Here is a 17,406-nt window from a genome sequence, read left to right on the forward strand (position 1 = left end):
GAGTCCGGAACTGCCTCCTCCTCGGAGCGGCGCTCCTGCCGATCCTCTGGGTCGACACCGTCCGGGCAGCGGCGGGCGCAGCAGTCCGTCGACCGGCACTACCCTGCCAGGATGAGGGTGGCGGCGTGCGGCGGGAACGGCACCGGGGCCCGGCGGTCCCGGCACGAAGGAGTGTGAGTCGGATGACCCAGGTCACCGGAAACGCGCCGGTGGGGACGCCGAACTGGCTCGACATCGGCATCCCCGACCTCGAGCGCGCGAAGACGTTCTACGGGACGCTCTTCGGCTGGCAGTTCCTGGACGCGGGCCCCGACGCGGGCCACTACAACCTGTGCCAGGTGCGCGGGGAGTCCGTCGCCGGGATGATGCGCAACCCCGACGACCAGCCCGACGAGTACTGGTGGTGCGTCTACTTCGCCGCGGACGACTGCGACGGCCTCGTCAAGCGGGCCACCGACGCCGGCGGCGAGGTCGTCGTCCCCGCCATGGACGTGATGGACCTCGGCCGCATGGCCATCCTCAAGGACCCGCAGGGCGCCCAGTTCGGCCTGTGGCAGGGCCGCGCCCACCACGGCTCCGCGATCGTCAACGAGCCGGGGTCGTTCGTGTGGAACGAGCTGGTCACGCCCGACTCCGGCGCCGCCTGCGCGTTCTACCGGACGCTTTTCGGCTACGAGCTGGAGCCGATGCCGGGCGACATGGACTACACCGTCCTGAAGCGCCCGGACGGGCGCTACATCGGCGGCATCGCCGGCGGGTCCGGCGTCGTGGTCGGCGGCGGCGCCGGCGAGGTCCCGTCCTGGATGACCTACTTCGCGGTCGGCGACGCCGACGAGGCGGTCCGCCGGGTCCGCGCGGGCGGCGGCACGGTCGACGCCGAGCCGGCCGACAGCCCGTACGGCCGCTCGGCGCCCGTCCGCGACCCGTTCGGGGTGCCCTTCCACGTGATGAAGCCGGCGCCCGAGCCCGCGTCGTGACCGCTCTTCGGGGGCCCGGCCGCGCGGGCCCCCGGAGACCGGCGGGGTCAGCCCTGGCGCTCGGCGGCCAGCCGCTGCCCGATCGTCTGGTGCAGCCGCTGGAGCCCGGACGTGCCGACCAGCCCGATCTGGCCTTCGAGGTCGCGCAGCAGCACGTCCTCGTTCATCACGGCCTCCGAGGACTGCATGAGCACGGTGCCCTGGCCGGTGAAGTCGAACTGGTGCTCCTCGCCGGACTGGCCGCCGATGCCGAACACCATCCGGGCCGCGCCGAACGCCCCGCGCATGTAGGAGTGGTCGTAATGGTGGCAGGGCGAGGGGCAGTCGGCCCAGCCGAGCAGCGCCTGCGGGTCGACGCGGATCGGCGGCTCGACGAAGTGGACGGGCCCGTTGGAGGCCGCCACGAACCGCCCCGTGCCGATCAGCGTCAGGAACCCGGGGATGATCGACTGCTTCAGCTCCAGGCCCGGCTCGAACGCGAGCAGGTTCCCGGCCCGGACGGTGAGGTTGCCCTCCTCCAGGTCGAAGGAGTTGACGTCGAAGCCCCGGTCGGCGAGCAGCAGCTTGCCCTGCCCCTGCGCGACGATCCAGTCCTGGGCGTACAGCGGGGAGTTGAAGGTGTGCGCGACGAGGGAGTCCAGCGGCCCCGCCGACAGCGCCTCGAACTTGACCTGCCCGTAGTAGGCGATCATCTTGCCCTTCTGCGCGAACCACTGCCCGTTGAGGTCCACGCTGAAGGCGTACGGGTTGACGTTGTCGTTGGACGGGAGGCTGTGCGGGTTCCAGGTCTGCGTGCCGAACGTGCTCACGGGTCAGATCTTCCTCTCGCTGGCCTGGACGTAGACGACGCCGGAGCCGCTCAGCTCCAACTGGAAGCCCTCGCCGGAGCCGCGCCCGATCAGGTCGCGCAGCCCCACCGCCGTGGTGAGCTTGTTCTGCACCTGGCCGCGGTGCGCCACGTACGCCTGCGGGTCGACGTGGACGGGCCGCTGCGGGGTGATCGGCAGCTCCATCACGCCGCCGTGCGACAGCAGCGCGCACGAGCCGTGCCCGGTCAGCGTGGTGGTGAACAGGCCCTGCCCGGTGACGGCGCCGCGTACGATGCCGCGCACGCCGCCCTGCTCGCCCATGAACATCGTCCCGACCTGGAGGGTCGTGTCGTGGACGAGGAGGCGGTCGGCCTCGGCGTACAGGGTGTCGGCGCCGTTCAGGTCGATGACGCTGACCTCCAGGCCGCCGTGCCCGAACAGGACGCTGCCCTGCCCGGTGACGTGCATCATCGCGCTGCGCTCGCCGGCGACGGCGCGCCCGATGGTGCCGCCGATGCCCAGCCCGGCCGTGGTGGACGGCGCGAACGACACGGGCCCGGTGTAGCCGAGCATGGCGCCGCGCTTGCTGTAGACCTCCTGCCCCGGCCCGATCGGCACCTGGAGCATCTTGGAGTTGATCGACTGGTAACCGGGCATCAGATCTCCAGAATCCCGCCGCGCTCGGCCGGCTGGACGTACACCAGCCCGTGCCCCTGGTACCGGAACTGCACGCTCTCCCCCGATCCCTGGCCGATCACCGTCCGCCAGTTGACGTCGGTGACCACGTCCTGCTGGAGCTGCCCGTGATGGCACACGTAGGCGTGCGGGTCGACGCACAACGGTGTCTGCGGCGTGACCTCCAGCGCGATCGCCGGCCCCTCGGACAGGATCGCGACCGTGCCGTGCCCGTCCACCTTGGTGGTGGCGAGGCCCTGGCCGGTGCCCATGCCGCGCAGCCCCACGAACTGGACGCCGGTCTGCAGGGCGCCGTCGAGCGCCAGCAGGCTCTCCGACTCCACGAACAGGGTGTCGCCGGTGAGCTGGACGAGCGTGACCTCCGTCGCCTCGCTGGCCAGGTAGACCGTCCCCTGGCCGCTGATCTCCATGAGGGTCATGCCCTCGCCGGCGATCCGCCGCTTGAGGGCGCCGCGGAGCCCCTCGCCGCCGGTCATGCCCTGCCTCTTGAACGCCATCTGGCCCTCGTAGGCGACCATGGAGCCGTTCAGCGCCCTGATGGTCTCGCCGGCGAGGTCGACGGCGAGCATCTTCGAGCCGTTCAATCGAAATTGCGCCACGAAGCGAGAAGATACCGCCCGGCGCGTTGCCGGTCCCGCTCGTGCGCGCATCGGGAAGGATGGGCACCATGTGGATCGCTCCCGAACGCCGCAGTCTCAGCCGGTGGGCCGTGCCAGGGCTCGTCCTGGCCGCCGGCGTGGTGGTCGGGGCCGTGCTCGCCGCCGACGGGCGGTCCGGGACGGCCCTCGTCGCGCTGGCCGCGCTCGCGGGATACGCCGGCTACCTCGGCTACCGGCGCAACGAGCCGGCGCTGCCGGTCAGCGACGGGTTCGGGTCCGGCACCCGGGCCCGCGCGCACCTGCGCGCCGCCGCGATGACCGGCGACGTGCTGACCGTCGCGGTGGTCGGCGGCCTCGTCGTCCAGGCGCTGCGCGGCTCCGACATCACGGCCTACGCGTGGCTGTCGGCCGTCGCTGGCGTCACCTACCTGCTGTCGGCCCTGGCGGGCACCCGCAGCCTCTGAACTGGGCGAACTGTGGGTTAACTTCTCCCGACACGGGTGGTTCCGGGGCGTCGCGGGCGGCATGATGCGGCTGTGCCCGTCGACGCACTCGATGCCCTCCTCCCGGCCCGGGCGGTGTTCCAGCCCGTGGCCGATCTCGGCACGGGCGCCGTCGTCGCCGTCGAGGCGCACGCCGGGCCGTCCGAGGCCCCGGCGCGGTTCGACCCGGCGGCCGAGGACGTGCGGCGCGCCGTCGAGGCGGCCCGGGCGGCGCACGCCGCCGGCACGCGCCTGCCCCTGCAGATCTCCCTGCGCGCCGAGACGCTGGCGGGCGGCGACGACCTGCTCCACGAGCTCCACCACGGCCTCGGCGACGCCGGCCGGCGGCCACATGAGGTCATCCTGTGCGTCACCGGCGGGTTCCCGCCCGCCCAGCGGCCGCCGCTCGCCGCGGCGCTGGCGGCGCTGCGGCACGCCGGCTACCTCGTCGGCCTCGCCGGGCTCGGCTCCGCGCACGCCCCGCTGGACCTGCTGGTGGACGGCGCCCCCTACCTGCTGAAGCTCGATCCGGAGCTGGCGCGCGCGTCGCTCACCGAGCCGCGGCGGGCGGCGCTGGTCGCGAGCCTGGTGGACCTGGCGCACCGGCTGGAGACGCACGTCCAGGCGCCCGGCATGGCGAGCCGCGAGCAGGTGCTGCACATGCGGGAGGCCGGGGTGCGGCTCGTCCAGGGGCCGGCGCTCGCGCCGCGGGAGTGGCGCCCCGGCATGCCGGTGAGCATCCCGGTCGCGGCGGCGGCCCCGGAGCCGGCCCGGCCGGAGACCGGGCTCGGGCCGCGGGTGTCGGAGTTCACGATCCCCGCGGTCACGCTGCCGGACACCGCCACCGCCGACGAGGTGCTCACCGTGCTGAACGCCGAGACCGGCGTCACCAGCGTCGTCCTGGTCGACGACCGGCAGCGGCCCCGGTGCACGGTGGACCGGACGCGGTTCCTGCTCCAGCTGTCCGGCGCGTACGGGCACGCGCTGCACGCGCGGCGGCCCGCCGCCCGGCTGGCCGACCCGCCCCGGCCCGTGCCGCGGACCGTCCCGGCGATCGCGGCGCTGCGCGCGGCGGGCGCGGAGGACGACCGCGTCTACGACGACCTGGTCGTGGTGGACGAGGTGGGCCGCTGCCTCGGCATCGTGCGCGTCGCCGACCTGATCCGCGCCATGTCGCACTGAGAGGCGCACTGAGAGGCGCGCGGAGAGGGGCACTGAGAGGCGCGCTGAAGGGTCAGCGCGTCCCCGGGGGCCCGTCGAGTGGATCACGCCCGGAAAGTCCACCGAGGACCGTTTCCTGGGCGAGGATGGCCGCCTGCACCCGGCTGGCCAGCCCGAGCTTGGCGAGGATGCGGCTCACATGCGTCTTGGTGGTCGTCTCCGCCATGTCGAGCCGGGCCGCGATCTGCCCGTTCGACAGGCCCTCCCCCAGGCACGCGAACACCTCGCGCTCCCGGGGCGTCAGCCCGTCCAGGCCGGGCGCGTGCGCCGGGGCCGCCGGCCGGGCCGCGAACGCGCCGATCAGCCGCCGGGTGACCCGCGGGGCGATGACGCCGTCGCCCGCCGCGACCGTCCGGACGGCGTCCACCAGCCGGTCGGCGTCCACGTCCTTGAGCAGGAACCCGGCGGCGCCCGCCCGCAGCGCACCGAACACGTACTCGTCCATGTCGAACGTGGTCAGCACCAGCACGTCGGTGAACCCGGCGATCTCCCGGGTGGCGCTGATGCCGTCCAGGACGGGCATGCGCACGTCCATCAGCACCACGTCGGGGCGCAGCTCGCGGGCCAGCTCCACCGCCCGCGCCCCGTCCGCGGCCTCGCCGACGACCCGCACGTCCGGCGCGCCGCGCAGGATCAGCACCAGGCCCGCCCGCACCGCCGCCTGGTCGTCGGCGACCAGCACCTCGATCATGGCGTCCTCTCCGGTTCCACCGGCAGTTCGGCGTGCACCCGCCACAGGCCGCCGTCCGGCCCCGCGTCGAACTCCCCGGCCAGCATCACCGCGCGCTCGCGCATCCCGACCAGCCCGCTGCCGCTGCCCGGCAGCCGGGACCCGTCCCGGCCGAGCGGGCTGAGCACGTCGATCACCAGCCGCCGGCCGTACCGCACCCGGACCTCGGCGCGGCCCGGCCCGCCGTGCTTGAGCGCGTTGGTCAGCGACTCCTGGACGATCCGGTAGGCGGCCAGCTCCACCGCCGCGGGCAGCTCCGCCGGCTCACCCGCGACCTCCAGCGACGCCGCCAGGTCCGCCCGGCCGGTGTGCCGGACGAGCCGGTCCAGCTCGGCGAGCCGCGGCCGGGCGGCCGGGTCCTCGCCGCCGTCGCGCAGCAGCCCGATCATCCGCCGCATCTCGGCGAGGCCGCGCACGCTGTTCTCCCGGATGACCTCCATGGACCGCTCGATCTCGGACCGGTCCAGGTCCCGCACCCGCAGCACCGCCGAGGAGTGCAGCGCCACCGCGCTCAGATGGTTGGCGATCACGTCGTGCAGCTCGCGGGCCATCCGGGCCCGCTCGGCGTTCACCGCGGCGCGCCGGTCCAGCTCGGCCAGCCGCGCCACCTGCTCGGCGCGCTGCCGCTCCGCCTCCGCCCGCCGGTGCTCCGCCTCCGCGCGCCGCCGCTCGGCCTCCGCCCGGTACCGGTGCTCGCGGACCGCCATCGCGGTCAGCACCGGCGCCACCCAGACCAGCCCGGCGACCGCGCCCGCCACCACGCCGACCGCGACGCCGCGCAGCCCGATCCCGGCCCCGGCGGCGACCAGCAGCGACGCGGCCGCGGTCGCGCCGAGCAGCCACTCCGCCGTCCGGCGCCGCCCGTACAGGCTCGCCGCGTACAGGGCGTCCCCGAAGATCATCGCGGTGGCGATGCTGGGGCCGAACGCCACGTCGGCGAAGTTGAACGGGGTGGCGAGCGCGAGCCCGGTGAGCGGCGCGGTGCGGCGCAGCAGCATGGCCGCGCACAGGCCGAGCAGCGGGACGAGGCGGACCCAGCGGGACGGGTCCCAGTCGGTCCCCCATGTCGAGTAGCCGTGCGCCGCGAGCATCAGCAGCCCGCCGGCGAGGGACGCGACGGCGATCAGGGCGTCCTGGCGCGTGGTCAGCCGTCGGATCCGGTGCACGGACCCATCTCAGCATCCCCGCGCCCATGCCTCGTCCACCCGGATGAGGATGCCGCGTACATCCTTCGGACGACCCGCGAAACCCCACCGGCGACGACGATCCGGCACCCGCCGCCCCGGCAGGATGGAACACGTGCTCATCGCCGTCATCGCCGGCTGCGAGATCGGCTTCTGGGTCGTCCTCGCCGCCGGGCTCCTCGCCCGCTACCCGCTGCGCCTGCGCCGCACCGGCGCGGCCCTGCTGCTGTGCGTCCCGCTGGTCGACCTGGTGCTGCTGGCGGCCACGGCCATCGACCTGCACGGCGGCGCCACCGCCGGCACCGGCCACGGCCTGGCCGCCGCCTACCTCGGCTACTCGGTCGCGTTCGGGCACAGCATGGTCCGCTGGGCGGACGAGCGCTTCGCGCACCGCTTCGCCGGCGGCCCGCCGCCGCGCGGCAAGCCCAAGTACGGGGCGGCGCGCGTCCGCTACGAGTGGCGCGAGTTCGGCAAGGCCGCCCTGGCGACCGCCATCGCCTGCGGCCTCCTCGGCGCGATGATCGTCCTGGTGGACGACCCCGACCGCACGCAGGCCCTGCTGGCCTGGCTCGCGCGCCTCGGCGGCGTCCTCGCGATCTGGTCGCTGTGGCCGATCACCCACACCCTCTGGCCCGCCAAGCCCAAGGACACCGGGGGCCGGGAACACGTGTGAGGCCGCGCCCCCGCGGCCGGGGGCGCGGCCTCACACGGGCGCCGGGCGTTCGTCAGACGTTGAAGCCGAGGGCGCGCAGCTGGTCGCGGCCGTCGTCGGTGATCTTGTCCGGGCCCCACGGCGGCAGCCAGACCCAGTTGATCTTGACGTCCTGGACCAGGCCCTCCAGCGCGCTGTGGGCCTGGTCCTCGATCACGTCGGTGAGCGGGCAGGCGGCGCTGGTGAGCGTCATGTCCAGGGTGGCGGTCCCGCCGTCGAGGTTCACGCCGTAGACCAGGCCGAGGTCGACGACGTTGATGCCGAGCTCGGGGTCGACGACGTCCTTGAGCGCCTCCAGGACCTCTTCCTCCTGCGGAGCGGTCTCGGTGGTCGCGGGGGTGTCGGTCATGATGCCTCTCCGAGTGCGCGTGCGGTCGCGTCCTTCCACGCCATCCAGGCGAGCAGGGCGCATTTGATCCTGGCGGGGTACTTGGAGACCCCGGCGAAGGCGATGGCGTCCTCCAGGACGTCCTCGTCCGGCTCGATGTCCCGGCCGCGGGACTGCATCAGCGCCAGGAACTCCTCGCCGACCGCCATCGCCTCCTTCACGGACTTTCCGATGATCAGGTCCGACATCACCGAGGCGCTGGCCTGGCTGATCGAGCAGCCCATGGCGTCATACGACACGTCGGCGACCGTGGCGTCCTGGCCCTCGCCGTCCAGGTGGACGCGCAGCGTCACCTCGTCACCGCAGGTCGGGTTGACGTGGTGGGCCTCGCCCTCGAACGGCTCCCGCAGCCCCTTGTGGTGGGGGTTGCGGTAGTGGTCCAGGATGACCTCCTGGTACATCGCCTCCAGCTGCATGTCGTCCCTTCCAAGCCTTTTCTCGCTACAACCGGCCCGCCGGTCAGTGTGTTCCGAAGAACTTCTGGGCGTGCCGTACCCCGTCGGCGAGCGCGTCCACGTCGGCGAGGGTGTTGTAGAGGTAGAACGTCGCGCGGGTGGTCGCCGGGATGCCGAAGCGCCGGCAGATCGGCCACGCGCAGTGGTGGCCGACGCGGACCTCGACGCCCAGGTCGTCCAGGACCTGGCCGACGTCGTGCGGGTGGATGTCCTCGACGGTGAACGACACGGCGCCGCCGCGCGCCTCCGTGGTGCCGGGGCCGATGATGCGGACGCCGGGGATCTCGCCCAGCCGCTCCAGCGAGTAGGCCACCAGGGCCTCCTCGTGGGCGTGGACGCGGTCCATGCCGATCTCGGCGAGGTAGTCGCAGGCGACGCCGAGCCCGATGGCCTGCGCCGTCATCGGCACCCCCGCCTCGAACCGCTGCGGCGGCGGCATGAACGTGGTCCCCTCCATGCGGACGACCTCGATCATGGACCCGCCGGTGATGAACGGCGGCATCGCCTCCAGCAGCTCGCTCCGCCCCCACAGCACGCCGATGCCCGTCGGGCCGAGCATCTTGTGCCCGGAGAACGCCAGGAAGTCGGCGCCGAGGTCGGCGACGTCGACCGGCTGGTGCGGCACCGACTGCGCGGCGTCCAGCAGGACGAGCGCGCCGACGGCGTGCGCGCGGGCGATGATCTGCTCCACCGGCGGGACGGTGCCGAGCACGTTCGACTGGTGCGTCAGCGCGACGATCTTGGTGCGCTCGTTGACCAGGTCGTCGAGGTTCTCCAGGTCCAGGCGGCCCTCGTCGGTGATGCCGAACCAGCGCAGCGTGGCACCGGTCCGCCGGCAGAGCTCCTGCCACGGGACGAGGTTGGCGTGGTGCTCCATCTCCGACACCACGACCTCGTCGCCGGGGCCCACCGCGAACCGCTCGGCCTCCGGGCCGGCGGTCGCGGCGTTGCTCATCGCGTACGCGACGAGGTTGATGCCCTCGGTGGCGTTCTTGGTGAACACGATCTCGGCCGGCGTCGCGCCGATGAACCGGGCGATGGACGCGCGGGCGTTCTCGTACGCCTCCGTCGCCTCCTCGGCGAGCAGGTGCGCCCCGCGGTGCGGCGCCGCGTTGTGCCGCTCGTAGAACTCGCGCTCGGCGTCCAGCACCCGGACGGGCTTCTGCGACGTCGCACCGGAGTCGAGGTACACCAGAGGACGCCCGCCGCGGACCGTGCGGCGCAGCAGCGGGAAGTCCTTCTTCAGCTCCTCGGGCAACATCGTCATAGCGAAGCGCCCGCCTTCACGTACTTCTCGTAGCCCTGCTCCTCCAGCTCGTCGGCCAGCTCCGGGCCGCCCTCGGCGACGACGCGGCCGGCGGCGAACACGTGCACGAAGTCGGGCTTCACGTACCGCAGGATGCGGGTGTAGTGGGTGATCAGCAGGACGCCGGTGTCGCCGGAGGCGAACCGGTTCACGCCCTCGGAGACGACCTTCAGCGCGTCGACGTCCAGGCCGGAGTCGGTCTCGTCCAGGACGGCGACCTTCGGCTTGAGCATCTCCAGCTGCAGGATCTCGTGCCGCTTCTTCTCACCGCCGGAGAAGCCCTCGTTCAGGCTGCGCTGCGCGAACGCCGGGTCGATGGACAGCGCGTCCATCGCCTGCTTCATCTCCTTGGAGAACTCGCGGAGCTTCGGGGCCTCGCCGCGGACGGCGGTCACGGCCGAGCGCAGGAAGTTCGACACCGACACGCCCGGCACCTCGACCGGGTACTGCATCGCGAGGAACAGCCCGGCGCGGGCGCGCTCGTCCACCGACATGGCGAGGACGTCCTCGCCGTCCAGCGTGACGGTGCCCGACGTCACCTCGTACTTGGGGTGCCCGGCGACGGCGTAGGCCAGGGTGGACTTGCCCGAGCCGTTCGGCCCCATGATCGCGTGGGTCTCGCCGGCCTTCACGGTCAGGTCGACCCCGCGCAGGATCTCCTTCGCCCCGTCGGAGCCGTCGCCGACGGAGACGTGGAGGTCGCGGATCTCTAGCGTGGCCATAGTGCGTACAGTCCTTCGTGGTGGGGTCAGTCGTCGGCGAGCGAGACGTAGACGTCCCCGCCCTCGACCTTGACCTTGTAGGTGGCGACCGGCTGCGTGGCCGGCGGGTTGGTGGGCTTGCCGCTGCGCAGGTCGAAGCAGGACCCGTGCAGCCAGCACTCGATGGTGCCGTCGTAGACCTCGCCCTCGGAGAGCGAGACCTCGGCGTGCGAGCAGATGTCGTTCAGCGCGTAGACGTCCTCGCCGCTGCGCACGATCGCGACCGGCGTGTCGTCGACCTCGACGCCGAGGGCCCCGTCGGCCGGGACCTCCTCCAGCGCGCACACCTTCACGTATCCCTCCTGGGGGGAGCCCCCGGGACCTCCGGGCCGCGCGGATGCGGTCATCGCTCACCCGCCCTGACGTCCAGCTCCTCCTCGATGGCCTCGCGGACCTTGTCGCGGACCTCGGCGACCTCGATGCGGTCGACGAGCTGGCCGAGGAAGCCCCGCACGACCATGCGGCGCGCGTCGTCGAAGGTGATGCCGCGCGCCTGCAGGTAGAACAGGTGCTCGTCGTCCAGCCGGCCGGACGCCGAGGCGTGCCCCGCGCCCGCGACCTCGCCGGTGAGGATCTCCAGGTTCGGCACCGAGTCGACCCGCGTCCCGTCGGTGAGGACGAGGTTGCGGTTCAGCTCGTAGGTGTCGGTGCCCTCCGCCTCCGCGCGGATGATCACGTCGCCGATCCACACGGCGTGCGCGTCCTGGTCCTGCAGGGCGCCGCGGTAGTCGACGCGGCTGCGGCAGTGCGGCACGGTGTGGTCGACGAGGAGGCGGTGCTCCAGGTGCTGGCCGCCGTCCACGAAGTAGACGCCGTACAGCTCGGCGTCGCCGCCGGGCCCGTCGTAGGCGACCGACGGCGAGATCCGCACGACGTCGCCGCCGAGCGAGATGTTGTGCGAGACGAACCGGGCGTCGCGGCCGAGCCGGGCGTGCTGGTGCGACACATGCACCGCGCCGTCGGCCCAGTCCTGCAGGCTGATCACCGAGAGGCGGGCGCCGTCGCCGACGACGAACTCGACGTTGTCGGCGTAGGTCGCCGGGCCGCGGTGGGTGAGGACCACGGTCGCCTCGGCGAACGGCTCCACGAGCACGGTGGTGTGCCCGTAGGCGGCGCCGGAGCCGTCCTCGCCGCGCCGCCGCAGGACGGTCGGCGCCGAGGCGACGGCCTCCTTCGGGACGGTCACGACGGTGGCCTCGGTGAAGGAGTTCCACGCCTGGGCGCTGACCCGGTCGGCGGGCACGTAGGACGTGCCGACCCGCGGGTCGTCGCGGCCGACGGTCTCCACCGTGACCTCGGGGGCCGCCTCGGCCTCCGTCACGACCTTGCCGCCCTCCTCGGCGGTGCCCTTGTGCAGGCCGCGCAGGCGGCGCAGCGGGGTGAACCGCCACTCCTCCTCGCGGCCCGTCGGGACCTCGAAGTCGGCGACGTCGTAGGACGCCTTCTCGTGCAGCGTCGAGAGAGGCTTGGTGTCGAGCCCCATCAGCCGACGGCTCCTTCCATCTGCAGCTCGATGAGCCGGTTCAGCTCGAGGGCGTACTCCATCGGCAGCTCCCGCGCGATGGGCTCGACGAACCCGCGCACGATCATCGCCATCGCCTCGTCCTCGGTGAGACCGCGGCTCATCAGGTAGAACAGCTGCTGCTCCGACACCTTGGAGACGGTGGCCTCGTGGCCCATCTCCACGTCGTCCTCGCGGACGTCGACGTAGGGGTAGGTGTCGGACCGGCTGATCTGGTCGACCAGCAGCGCGTCGCACTTGACGGTGGACTTGCTGTGCTCGGCGCCCTCCTGGATCTGCACCAGCCCGCGGTAGGACGTGCGGCCCCCGCCGCGCGCCACCGACTTGGAGATGATGCTGCTGGAGGTGTTCGGCGCGGCGTGCACCATCTTGGCGCCGGCGTCCTGGTGCTGGTCCTCGCCGGCGAACGCGATCGACAGGGTCTCGCCCTTGGCGTGCTCGCCGAGCAGGTAGACGGCCGGGTACTTCATGGTGACCTTGGAGCCGATGTTGCCGTCGACCCACTCCATGGTGGCGCCCTCGTAGGCGACGGCGCGCTTGGTCACCAGGTTGTAGACGTTGTTCGACCAGTTCTGGATGGTCGTGTAGCGGACGCGGGCGTCCTTCTTCACGACGATCTCCACGACGGCCGAGTGCAGCGAGTCCGACTTGTAGATCGGGGCGGTGCAGCCCTCGACGTAGTGGACGTAGGAGCCCTCGTCGGCGATGATCAGCGTCCGCTCGAACTGGCCCATGTTCTCGGTGTTGATCCGGAAGTAGGCCTGCAGCGGGATCTCGACGTGCACGCCCGGCGGGACGTAGATGAACGATCCGCCCGACCACACGGCGGTGTTCAGCGCGGCGAACTTGTTGTCGCCGACGGGGATCACCGAGCCGAAGTACTCCTGGAAGATCTCCGGGTGCTCGCGCAGGCCGGTGTCGGTGTCGACGAAGATGACGCCCTTCTCCTCAAGGTCCTCGCGGATCTTGTGGTAGACGACCTCCGACTCGTACTGCGCGGCGACGCCGGCGATGAGGCGCTGCTTCTCGGCCTCGGGGATGCCGAGCTTGTCGTAGGTGTTCTTGATGTCCTCGGGCAGTTCCTCCCAGGACGCGGCCTGCTGCTCGGTGGAGCGCACGAAGTACTTGATGTTGTCGAAGTCGATGTCCGACAGGTCCGAGCCCCAGGTGGGCATCGGCTTCTTGCTGAACAGCCGCAGCCCCTTGAGGCGGAGGTCGAGCATCCACTCGGGCTCGTCCTTCTTGCCCGAGATGTCGCGGACGACGTCCTCGTTCAGGCCGCGTCGCGCCGAGGCGCCGGCCTCGTCGGAGTCGGCCCAGCCGAACTTGTACCTGTCCAGCCCCTCGAGTTCGGGGTGGGCTGCCGTAGTCATAGAACAACTCCAAAGAGTGATTTGTTCGTCACGTCGCGCCGTCGTCATCCCGGGCCCGGTCGGCGCACAGGTCCACCGGGCTGACGTGGGTGGTGCAGATCCCGTCGCCGTGGGCGATCGTGGCCAGCCGCTGCACGGGGGTGCCGAGCAGCCGGCTGAACGCCTCGGTCTCGGCCTCGCACAGCTGCGGGAACTCCGCGGCGACGTGCGCGACCGGGCAGTGGTGCTGGCACAGCTGCTCGCCGCCGCCCGGCTGGGGCGCCTTCGCGGCGGCGGCCGCGTAGCCGTCGCCCGACAGCGCCTCGGCGAGCGTGCGGACCCGCTGCTGGGGCGGCGCGTCCTGCACGACGGGGCGGTAGCGCCGCTCCAGGTCGGCGATCTGCCGCCGAGCGAACTCGGCGACCGCGTGCTCGCCCGCCGTGTCGGCGATGAACCGCAGCGCGCTGGTCGCCAGGTCGTCGTAGGCGTGCACGAAGGCGCTGCGCCCGGCGTCGGTGATGGCGAACCACTTGGCGGGGCGGCCCCGCCCGCGCCGGGTCTGCGGCACCCGCGCCTTGCGGACCTCGATCATGCCCTCGGCCAGCAGCGCGTCCAGGTGCCGGCGGATCGCGGCCGGCGTGAGGCCGACGCGTTCGCCCAGCGTGGACGCCGTGACCGGGCCGTGCTCAAGGATCAACCGGGCCACCCGGGCGCGCGTGTCGCGCTCGGTGTGACCGGCGGACGACGGCACGCCGGAACGCCGCGCGGGGGCGGTCCGTGCGCTCGTCTGATCCTCGCTCACGTATTTCACAACATCAGTGTGCCGTAATTACTTCCCCCGAAACACCGGAACGCCGATGTCGTAGCTCACGCAGGTAAGCCTTACCTAACCTGCGGTTTCTCGTCGCGGCTCGGCGCGGCGGCCCCGCGCGGCAGCAGCAGCACCGGGCACGGCGCGGCCCGCAGGATCTTGCCGGAGCTCTCCCCGAGGAAGACCTTGCGCAGCGGACCGTCATGGCCGGACAGGCAGGCGAGGACCTCGCCGTGCAGCATATCGACGGTGCCGAGCGTCTTGGCGATGTCGGTCCCGATGGCCGTGCGCCGCTCCACCGGCGTCCCGCCGCCGAACAGCCCGGCGGCGTAGCGCAGGTCCTCCTCGGCCTGGGCGAGCTGGCGGTCCAGGACGCCGCCGGGCACCTGGAACCGGGCCGCGAGACCGGGCGGCCGCAGCACGAGGGTCAGCAGCCGCAGCTCCACGTCCAGCCGCTCGGCGAACGCGGCGGCCGCCGACAGCGGCCCCTCGGCGTCCCGGCGCCGCCAGTAGGCGACCGTCATCCGCGAGAACCGCCGCGGCGGGTGCGCCGCGTAGCCGCGCGGCGCCAGCATGACCGGGACGGGCGAACCGTGCAGCAACTGGTCGGCGGTGCTGCCGACGGCGACCCGGCCGCGCCGTCCGCGCGGCGCCGAGCCCGCCACGATCAGGTCGGCGCCGACGTCCTTGGCGACCTCGATGAGGCCGCGGCCGCTGCCCCGGTGGGCCTGGACGCGCGGGGTGACGTCCCGCCGCGGGACGCCGAGCTCCGCCAGCCGCGCCAGGGCCGCTTCGAGGGCCTCGTCCGCCTGGCCCTTGAGGTAGGCGACCCATTCGGCGTCCACCGCGCCCGGCCCCGGCGTGGGCCACGGCGGCGGGTGCACGTGCACGGCCGTCAGCGGCGCCCTCATGGTCCGGACGAGCAGCGCCGCGAGCGCCAGCGCGTCGTCGCCGCGCTCGTCGGGCGCGTAGCCCACCAGCACCCGCATGCCGTCGGCGGCGTTCTCGGGAGCGTTCATCAGAGCCCCTTTCGGGCGGGGTCGCGAGGTGGTCCGGCCGCCAGGCGGGAATGGCGGCGCCCGTACAGGAAGTAGGCGGCCAGCCCGACGGCGCACCAGAGGGCGAACACCGTCCACGTCACCCCGCCGAGGCCGACCATCAGGTACACGCAGAACCCGACGCCGAGCAGCGGCGTCACCGGGAACAGCGGGGTCCGGAAGCTGCGCGGCAGGTCGGGCCGGGTGCGGCGCAGCACGATGACGCCGACGCTGACCAGCGCGAACGCGAACAGCGTCCCGATGCTGGTGGCGTCGACGAGCCGGCCGAGCGGGACCGCCGCCGCGAGGATCCCGATGAACAGCGCCACGATCACGGTGTTGGCGACGGGGACCCGGCGGCCGGGGCTGACCCTCTGGAAGACGTCCGGGACGAGCCCGTCCCGCGACATCGCGAACAGGATGCGGGTCTGCCCGTACATGACGGTGAGGACGACGCTGGCGATCGCGATCACCGCGCCGAGCGCGAGGATCATCGACGGCCAGGACCGCCCGGTCGCCACGTCCAGCACCTCGGCGAGGGACGCCTCGGCGCCGCTGATCGCGAACTTGTCCCAGTGCATCGCCGCGACGGCGGCGAGCCCGACCAGCACGTAGAGGACCGTGACGATCACCAGCGACAGGACGATCGCGAGCGGCAGGTCGCGGCGCGGGTTCTTGGCCTCCTCGCCGGCGGTGGAAGCGGCGTCGAAGCCGATGTAGGAGAAGAACACCTTGCCGCCGGCGGCGCTGATCCCGGCCCAGCCCATGGGCGCGAACGCGCTCAGGTTCCCCGCCTTGAACGCGGTGAAGGCGACCGCGCAGAAGAACAGCAGCACGGCGATCTTGAGGAACACCATGACCGTGTTGGCGGTGGCGCTCTCGGAGGTGCCGCGCAGCAGCAGCAGCGTGGCGAGCAGCACCACGACGACGGCGGGGATGTTGACGAGACCGCCGTCCCCCGGCGGGTTGCTGATCTCGGCGGGGATCGTGAACCCGAACGCCGCGTCGAAGAACGCGTTGAGGTAGGAGCCCCAGCCGACCGCGACGGCCGACACCGACACCGCGTACTCCAGCAGCAGGCACCAGCCGCAGACCCACGCGACCAGCTCGCCGAGCGTGGCGTAGGAGTAGGAGTAGGACGAGCCGGACACCGGGATCGTCCCGGCCAGCTCCGCGTACGACAGGGCGGAGAACAGCGCGGTGACGGCGGCGAGCACGAACGACAGCACGACGGCCGGTCCGGCCAGCGGCACCGCCTCGCCGAGGACGACGAAGATGCCGGTTCCGAGGGTCGCGCCGACGCTGAAGAAGGTGAGCTGGAGCAGGCTCATCGTGCGCTTCAGCTCGCCGCCCTCGCCCTGACCGCCCTCGGCCACGATCCGGTCGACGGGCTTGGTGCGCAGCAGGCTGCGGACGAACGAGGTCCCCGGCGCCGTCCCGGCCGTCACGGGCGCTCCCCGGTCCCGGCGTGCTCGTCCGGCACGGCGTGCTCGTCCGTCACAGGGTGCTCTCCAGGGGCCAGGTGGCGTTCGGCGTGACGATCGTGCCCGCGGTGCCCTCCAGGATCTCCACGCACTGGTCCAGCAGCCCGATCGCGGCCATGTCGCCGGTCCGCTCGACGAAGCTCACCGCCGCCGCCACCTTGGGGCCCATCGACCCGGCGGGGAAGTCCTCGGCGCGCAGCTCGTACGGGGTGGTGTGGGCGATCTCCTCCTGCTCCGGCGTGCCGTAGCCGCGCATCACCCGGGGCACGTCGGTCAGGATCAGCAGCGCGTCGGCGTCCATGCTCTCGGCGAGGACGGACGCCGTGAGGTCCTTGTCGATCACCGCCTCGACGCCCTCCAGCCGCCCCACGTCGTTGCGGAACACCGGCACGCCGCCGCCGCCCGCGCAGACCACCACCGTCCCGAGCCGCACCAGCTCCCTGATCAGCCGCGTCTCGATCACCCGCTGCGGACGCGGCGACGGCACCACGCGGCGCCAGCCGTCCCCGTCCTGGCGGACCGTCCAGCCGTACTCGGCGGCGAGCTTCTCGGCCTCGTCCCGGTCGTAGACCTGCCCGACGAACTTTGTCGGATCCGCGAACGCGGGGTCCACCGCCGACACCAGCGTCTGGTTGATCATCGCGACGACCTGCCGGCCCGGCAGCGCGTTCTGCAGCGCCTGCAGCATCCAGTAGCCGATCATCCCCTGGGTCTCGGCGCCGATCGTGTCCAGCGGGTACGGCCGGGTCAGGCTCGGGTCGTTGACGCTCTCCAGCGCCAGCACCCCGACCTGCGGCCCGTTCCCGTGCGTGACGATCAGCTCGTGCGTGCGGGCGAGCGGCGCCAGCGACCGCACCGCGCGGTCCACGTTGGCGCGCTG

Annotated in this window: 20 protein-coding genes; 4 read left to right on the forward strand and 16 right to left on the reverse strand. The window is 72.8% G+C overall.

From position 1 onward, the window contains the following. Positions 1–182: 182 nt before the first annotated feature. Positions 183–977, forward strand: coding sequence for a VOC family protein (locus ETD96_RS23030; RefSeq protein WP_138638552.1), 795 nt, complete (start codon positions 183–185; stop codon positions 975–977). 47 nt (positions 978–1,024) lie between these two features. Here the strand turns inward: ETD96_RS23030 and ETD96_RS23035 are convergent, their stop codons facing one another. Genes ETD96_RS23035 through ETD96_RS23045 form a run of 3 tightly spaced genes read right to left on the reverse strand, consistent with a single transcriptional unit; the run spans position 1,025 to position 3,081 of the window. Next, on the reverse strand, positions 1,025–1,786 hold the full coding sequence (locus ETD96_RS23035; protein WP_138638553.1) for an AIM24 family protein: 762 nt from the start codon (positions 1,784–1,786) through the stop codon (positions 1,025–1,027). A 3-nt stretch (positions 1,787–1,789) separates the two neighbouring features. Continuing rightward, positions 1,790–2,443 (reverse strand): AIM24 family protein, encoded by a 654-nt coding sequence (locus tag ETD96_RS23040; RefSeq protein WP_138638554.1) that lies wholly within the window; start codon positions 2,441–2,443, stop codon positions 1,790–1,792. Then, positions 2,443–3,081, reverse strand: a complete 639-nt coding sequence (locus ETD96_RS23045) for an AIM24 family protein (protein WP_240808050.1) — start codon at positions 3,079–3,081, stop codon at positions 2,443–2,445. The genes ETD96_RS23040 and ETD96_RS23045 overlap by 1 nt, the downstream gene beginning before the upstream one ends. Before the next feature lie 68 nt (positions 3,082–3,149). Here ETD96_RS23045 and ETD96_RS23050 point away from each other — a divergent pair, with 68 nt between their 5' ends. Together ETD96_RS23050 and ETD96_RS23055 are read left to right on the forward strand one after the other, a co-directional pair. Beyond that, the gene (locus ETD96_RS23050) at positions 3,150–3,545 is read left to right on the forward strand and encodes an ABC transporter permease (RefSeq protein ID WP_138638556.1); all 396 of its coding nucleotides are present in this window, start codon (positions 3,150–3,152) and stop codon (positions 3,543–3,545) included. 72 nt (positions 3,546–3,617) lie between these two features. After that, the gene (locus ETD96_RS23055) at positions 3,618–4,745 is read left to right on the forward strand and encodes an EAL domain-containing protein (RefSeq protein WP_171069185.1); all 1,128 of its coding nucleotides are present in this window, start codon (positions 3,618–3,620) and stop codon (positions 4,743–4,745) included. A gap of 52 nt (positions 4,746–4,797) precedes the next feature. Here ETD96_RS23055 and ETD96_RS23060 read toward each other — a convergent pair whose 3' ends face one another. Both ETD96_RS23060 and ETD96_RS23065 read right to left on the reverse strand, forming a co-directional pair. Next, positions 4,798–5,475, reverse strand: a complete 678-nt coding sequence (locus tag ETD96_RS23060) for a response regulator (RefSeq protein ID WP_138638558.1) — start codon at positions 5,473–5,475, stop codon at positions 4,798–4,800. Next, the gene (locus ETD96_RS23065; RefSeq protein WP_240808052.1) at positions 5,472–6,680 is read right to left on the reverse strand and encodes a sensor histidine kinase; all 1,209 of its coding nucleotides are present in this window, start codon (positions 6,678–6,680) and stop codon (positions 5,472–5,474) included. The genes ETD96_RS23060 and ETD96_RS23065 overlap by 4 nt, the downstream gene beginning before the upstream one ends. 133 nt (positions 6,681–6,813) lie before the next feature. Here ETD96_RS23065 and ETD96_RS23070 point away from each other — a divergent pair, with 133 nt between their 5' ends. Beyond that, positions 6,814–7,371 carry a hypothetical protein gene (locus tag ETD96_RS23070; protein ID WP_138638559.1) on the forward strand — a complete coding sequence of 186 codons (558 nt, stop codon included), beginning with the start codon at positions 6,814–6,816 and terminating at the stop codon, positions 7,369–7,371. Positions 7,372–7,423: 52 nt separating this feature from the next. On the opposite strand, the gene ETD96_RS23075 is transcribed toward ETD96_RS23070, so the two are convergent. The 11 genes from ETD96_RS23075 to ETD96_RS23125 all read right to left on the reverse strand — a co-directional run. Further along, positions 7,424–7,759 carry a metal-sulfur cluster assembly factor gene (locus ETD96_RS23075; protein WP_138638560.1) on the reverse strand — a complete coding sequence of 112 codons (336 nt, stop codon included), beginning with the start codon at positions 7,757–7,759 and terminating at the stop codon, positions 7,424–7,426. Continuing rightward, positions 7,756–8,214, reverse strand: coding sequence for a Fe-S cluster assembly sulfur transfer protein SufU (sufU, locus tag ETD96_RS23080; protein ID WP_067638932.1), 459 nt, complete (start codon positions 8,212–8,214; stop codon positions 7,756–7,758). Before sufU ends, ETD96_RS23075 begins: the two co-directional genes overlap by 4 nt. Positions 8,215–8,257: 43 nt before the next feature. Further along, positions 8,258–9,520: a cysteine desulfurase gene (locus tag ETD96_RS23085; protein WP_138638561.1), complete on the reverse strand. Its 1,263-nt coding sequence runs from the start codon at positions 9,518–9,520 to the stop codon at positions 8,258–8,260. Next, the gene (gene sufC, locus ETD96_RS23090) at positions 9,517–10,281 is read right to left on the reverse strand and encodes a Fe-S cluster assembly ATPase SufC (protein ID WP_089325901.1); all 765 of its coding nucleotides are present in this window, start codon (positions 10,279–10,281) and stop codon (positions 9,517–9,519) included. Before sufC ends, ETD96_RS23085 begins: the two co-directional genes overlap by 4 nt. Positions 10,282–10,307: 26 nt before the next feature. Next, on the reverse strand, positions 10,308–10,667 hold the full coding sequence (locus ETD96_RS23095) for a non-heme iron oxygenase ferredoxin subunit (protein ID WP_138638562.1): 360 nt from the start codon (positions 10,665–10,667) through the stop codon (positions 10,308–10,310). Next, positions 10,664–11,803 carry a Fe-S cluster assembly protein SufD gene (gene sufD / locus ETD96_RS23100; protein ID WP_138638563.1) on the reverse strand — a complete coding sequence of 380 codons (1,140 nt, stop codon included), beginning with the start codon at positions 11,801–11,803 and terminating at the stop codon, positions 10,664–10,666. The genes ETD96_RS23095 and sufD overlap by 4 nt, the downstream gene beginning before the upstream one ends. Next, positions 11,803–13,263 (reverse strand): Fe-S cluster assembly protein SufB, encoded by a 1,461-nt coding sequence (sufB, locus tag ETD96_RS23105; protein WP_449202377.1) that lies wholly within the window; start codon positions 13,261–13,263, stop codon positions 11,803–11,805. The genes sufD and sufB overlap by 1 nt, the downstream gene beginning before the upstream one ends. Next, complete coding sequence (locus tag ETD96_RS23110) at positions 13,244–13,945, reverse strand: helix-turn-helix transcriptional regulator (protein ID WP_138638569.1); 702 nt, start codon at positions 13,943–13,945, stop codon at positions 13,244–13,246. Before ETD96_RS23110 ends, sufB begins: the two co-directional genes overlap by 20 nt. 131 nt (positions 13,946–14,076) lie before the next feature. Beyond that, on the reverse strand, positions 14,077–15,024 hold the full coding sequence (locus ETD96_RS23115; RefSeq protein ID WP_138638565.1) for a universal stress protein: 948 nt from the start codon (positions 15,022–15,024) through the stop codon (positions 14,077–14,079). Further along, positions 15,024–16,490, reverse strand: a complete 1,467-nt coding sequence (locus tag ETD96_RS23120; RefSeq protein ID WP_138638566.1) for an amino acid permease — start codon at positions 16,488–16,490, stop codon at positions 15,024–15,026. The genes ETD96_RS23115 and ETD96_RS23120 overlap by 1 nt, the downstream gene beginning before the upstream one ends. A gap of 49 nt (positions 16,491–16,539) precedes the next feature. Continuing rightward, on the reverse strand, positions 16,540–17,406 hold an 867-nt coding region (locus ETD96_RS23125; protein WP_138638567.1), incomplete at its 5' end, for a carbamate kinase.

Origin of the sequence: Actinomadura geliboluensis (assembly GCF_005889745.1) — a bacterium.
GTDB lineage: Bacteria > Actinomycetota > Actinomycetes > Streptosporangiales > Streptosporangiaceae > Spirillospora > Spirillospora geliboluensis.

Coding starts and splice junctions, on each gene's coding strand:
- sufC (WP_089325901.1), bottom strand. CDS start 10,281: ATGGCCACGCTAGAGATCCGCGACCTCCACGTCTCCGTCGGCGACGGC.
- ETD96_RS23095 (WP_138638562.1), bottom strand. CDS start 10,667: ATGACCGCATCCGCGCGGCCCGGAGGTCCCGGGGGCTCCCCCCAGGAG.
- sufB (WP_449202377.1), bottom strand. CDS start 13,263: ATGACGACGGCGCGACGTGACGAACAAATCACTCTTTGGAGTTGTTCT.
- ETD96_RS23075 (WP_138638560.1), bottom strand. CDS start 7,759: ATGACCGACACCCCCGCGACCACCGAGACCGCTCCGCAGGAGGAAGAG.
- sufD (WP_138638563.1), bottom strand. CDS start 11,803: ATGGGGCTCGACACCAAGCCTCTCTCGACGCTGCACGAGAAGGCGTCC.
- ETD96_RS23050 (WP_138638556.1), top strand. CDS start 3,150: ATGTGGATCGCTCCCGAACGCCGCAGTCTCAGCCGGTGGGCCGTGCCA.
- ETD96_RS23085 (WP_138638561.1), bottom strand. CDS start 9,520: ATGACGATGTTGCCCGAGGAGCTGAAGAAGGACTTCCCGCTGCTGCGC.
- ETD96_RS23060 (WP_138638558.1), bottom strand. CDS start 5,475: ATGATCGAGGTGCTGGTCGCCGACGACCAGGCGGCGGTGCGGGCGGGC.
- sufU (WP_067638932.1), bottom strand. CDS start 8,214: ATGCAGCTGGAGGCGATGTACCAGGAGGTCATCCTGGACCACTACCGC.
- ETD96_RS23040 (WP_138638554.1), bottom strand. CDS start 2,443: ATGCCCGGTTACCAGTCGATCAACTCCAAGATGCTCCAGGTGCCGATC.
- ETD96_RS23030 (WP_138638552.1), top strand. CDS start 183: ATGACCCAGGTCACCGGAAACGCGCCGGTGGGGACGCCGAACTGGCTC.
- ETD96_RS23115 (WP_138638565.1), bottom strand. CDS start 15,024: ATGAACGCTCCCGAGAACGCCGCCGACGGCATGCGGGTGCTGGTGGGC.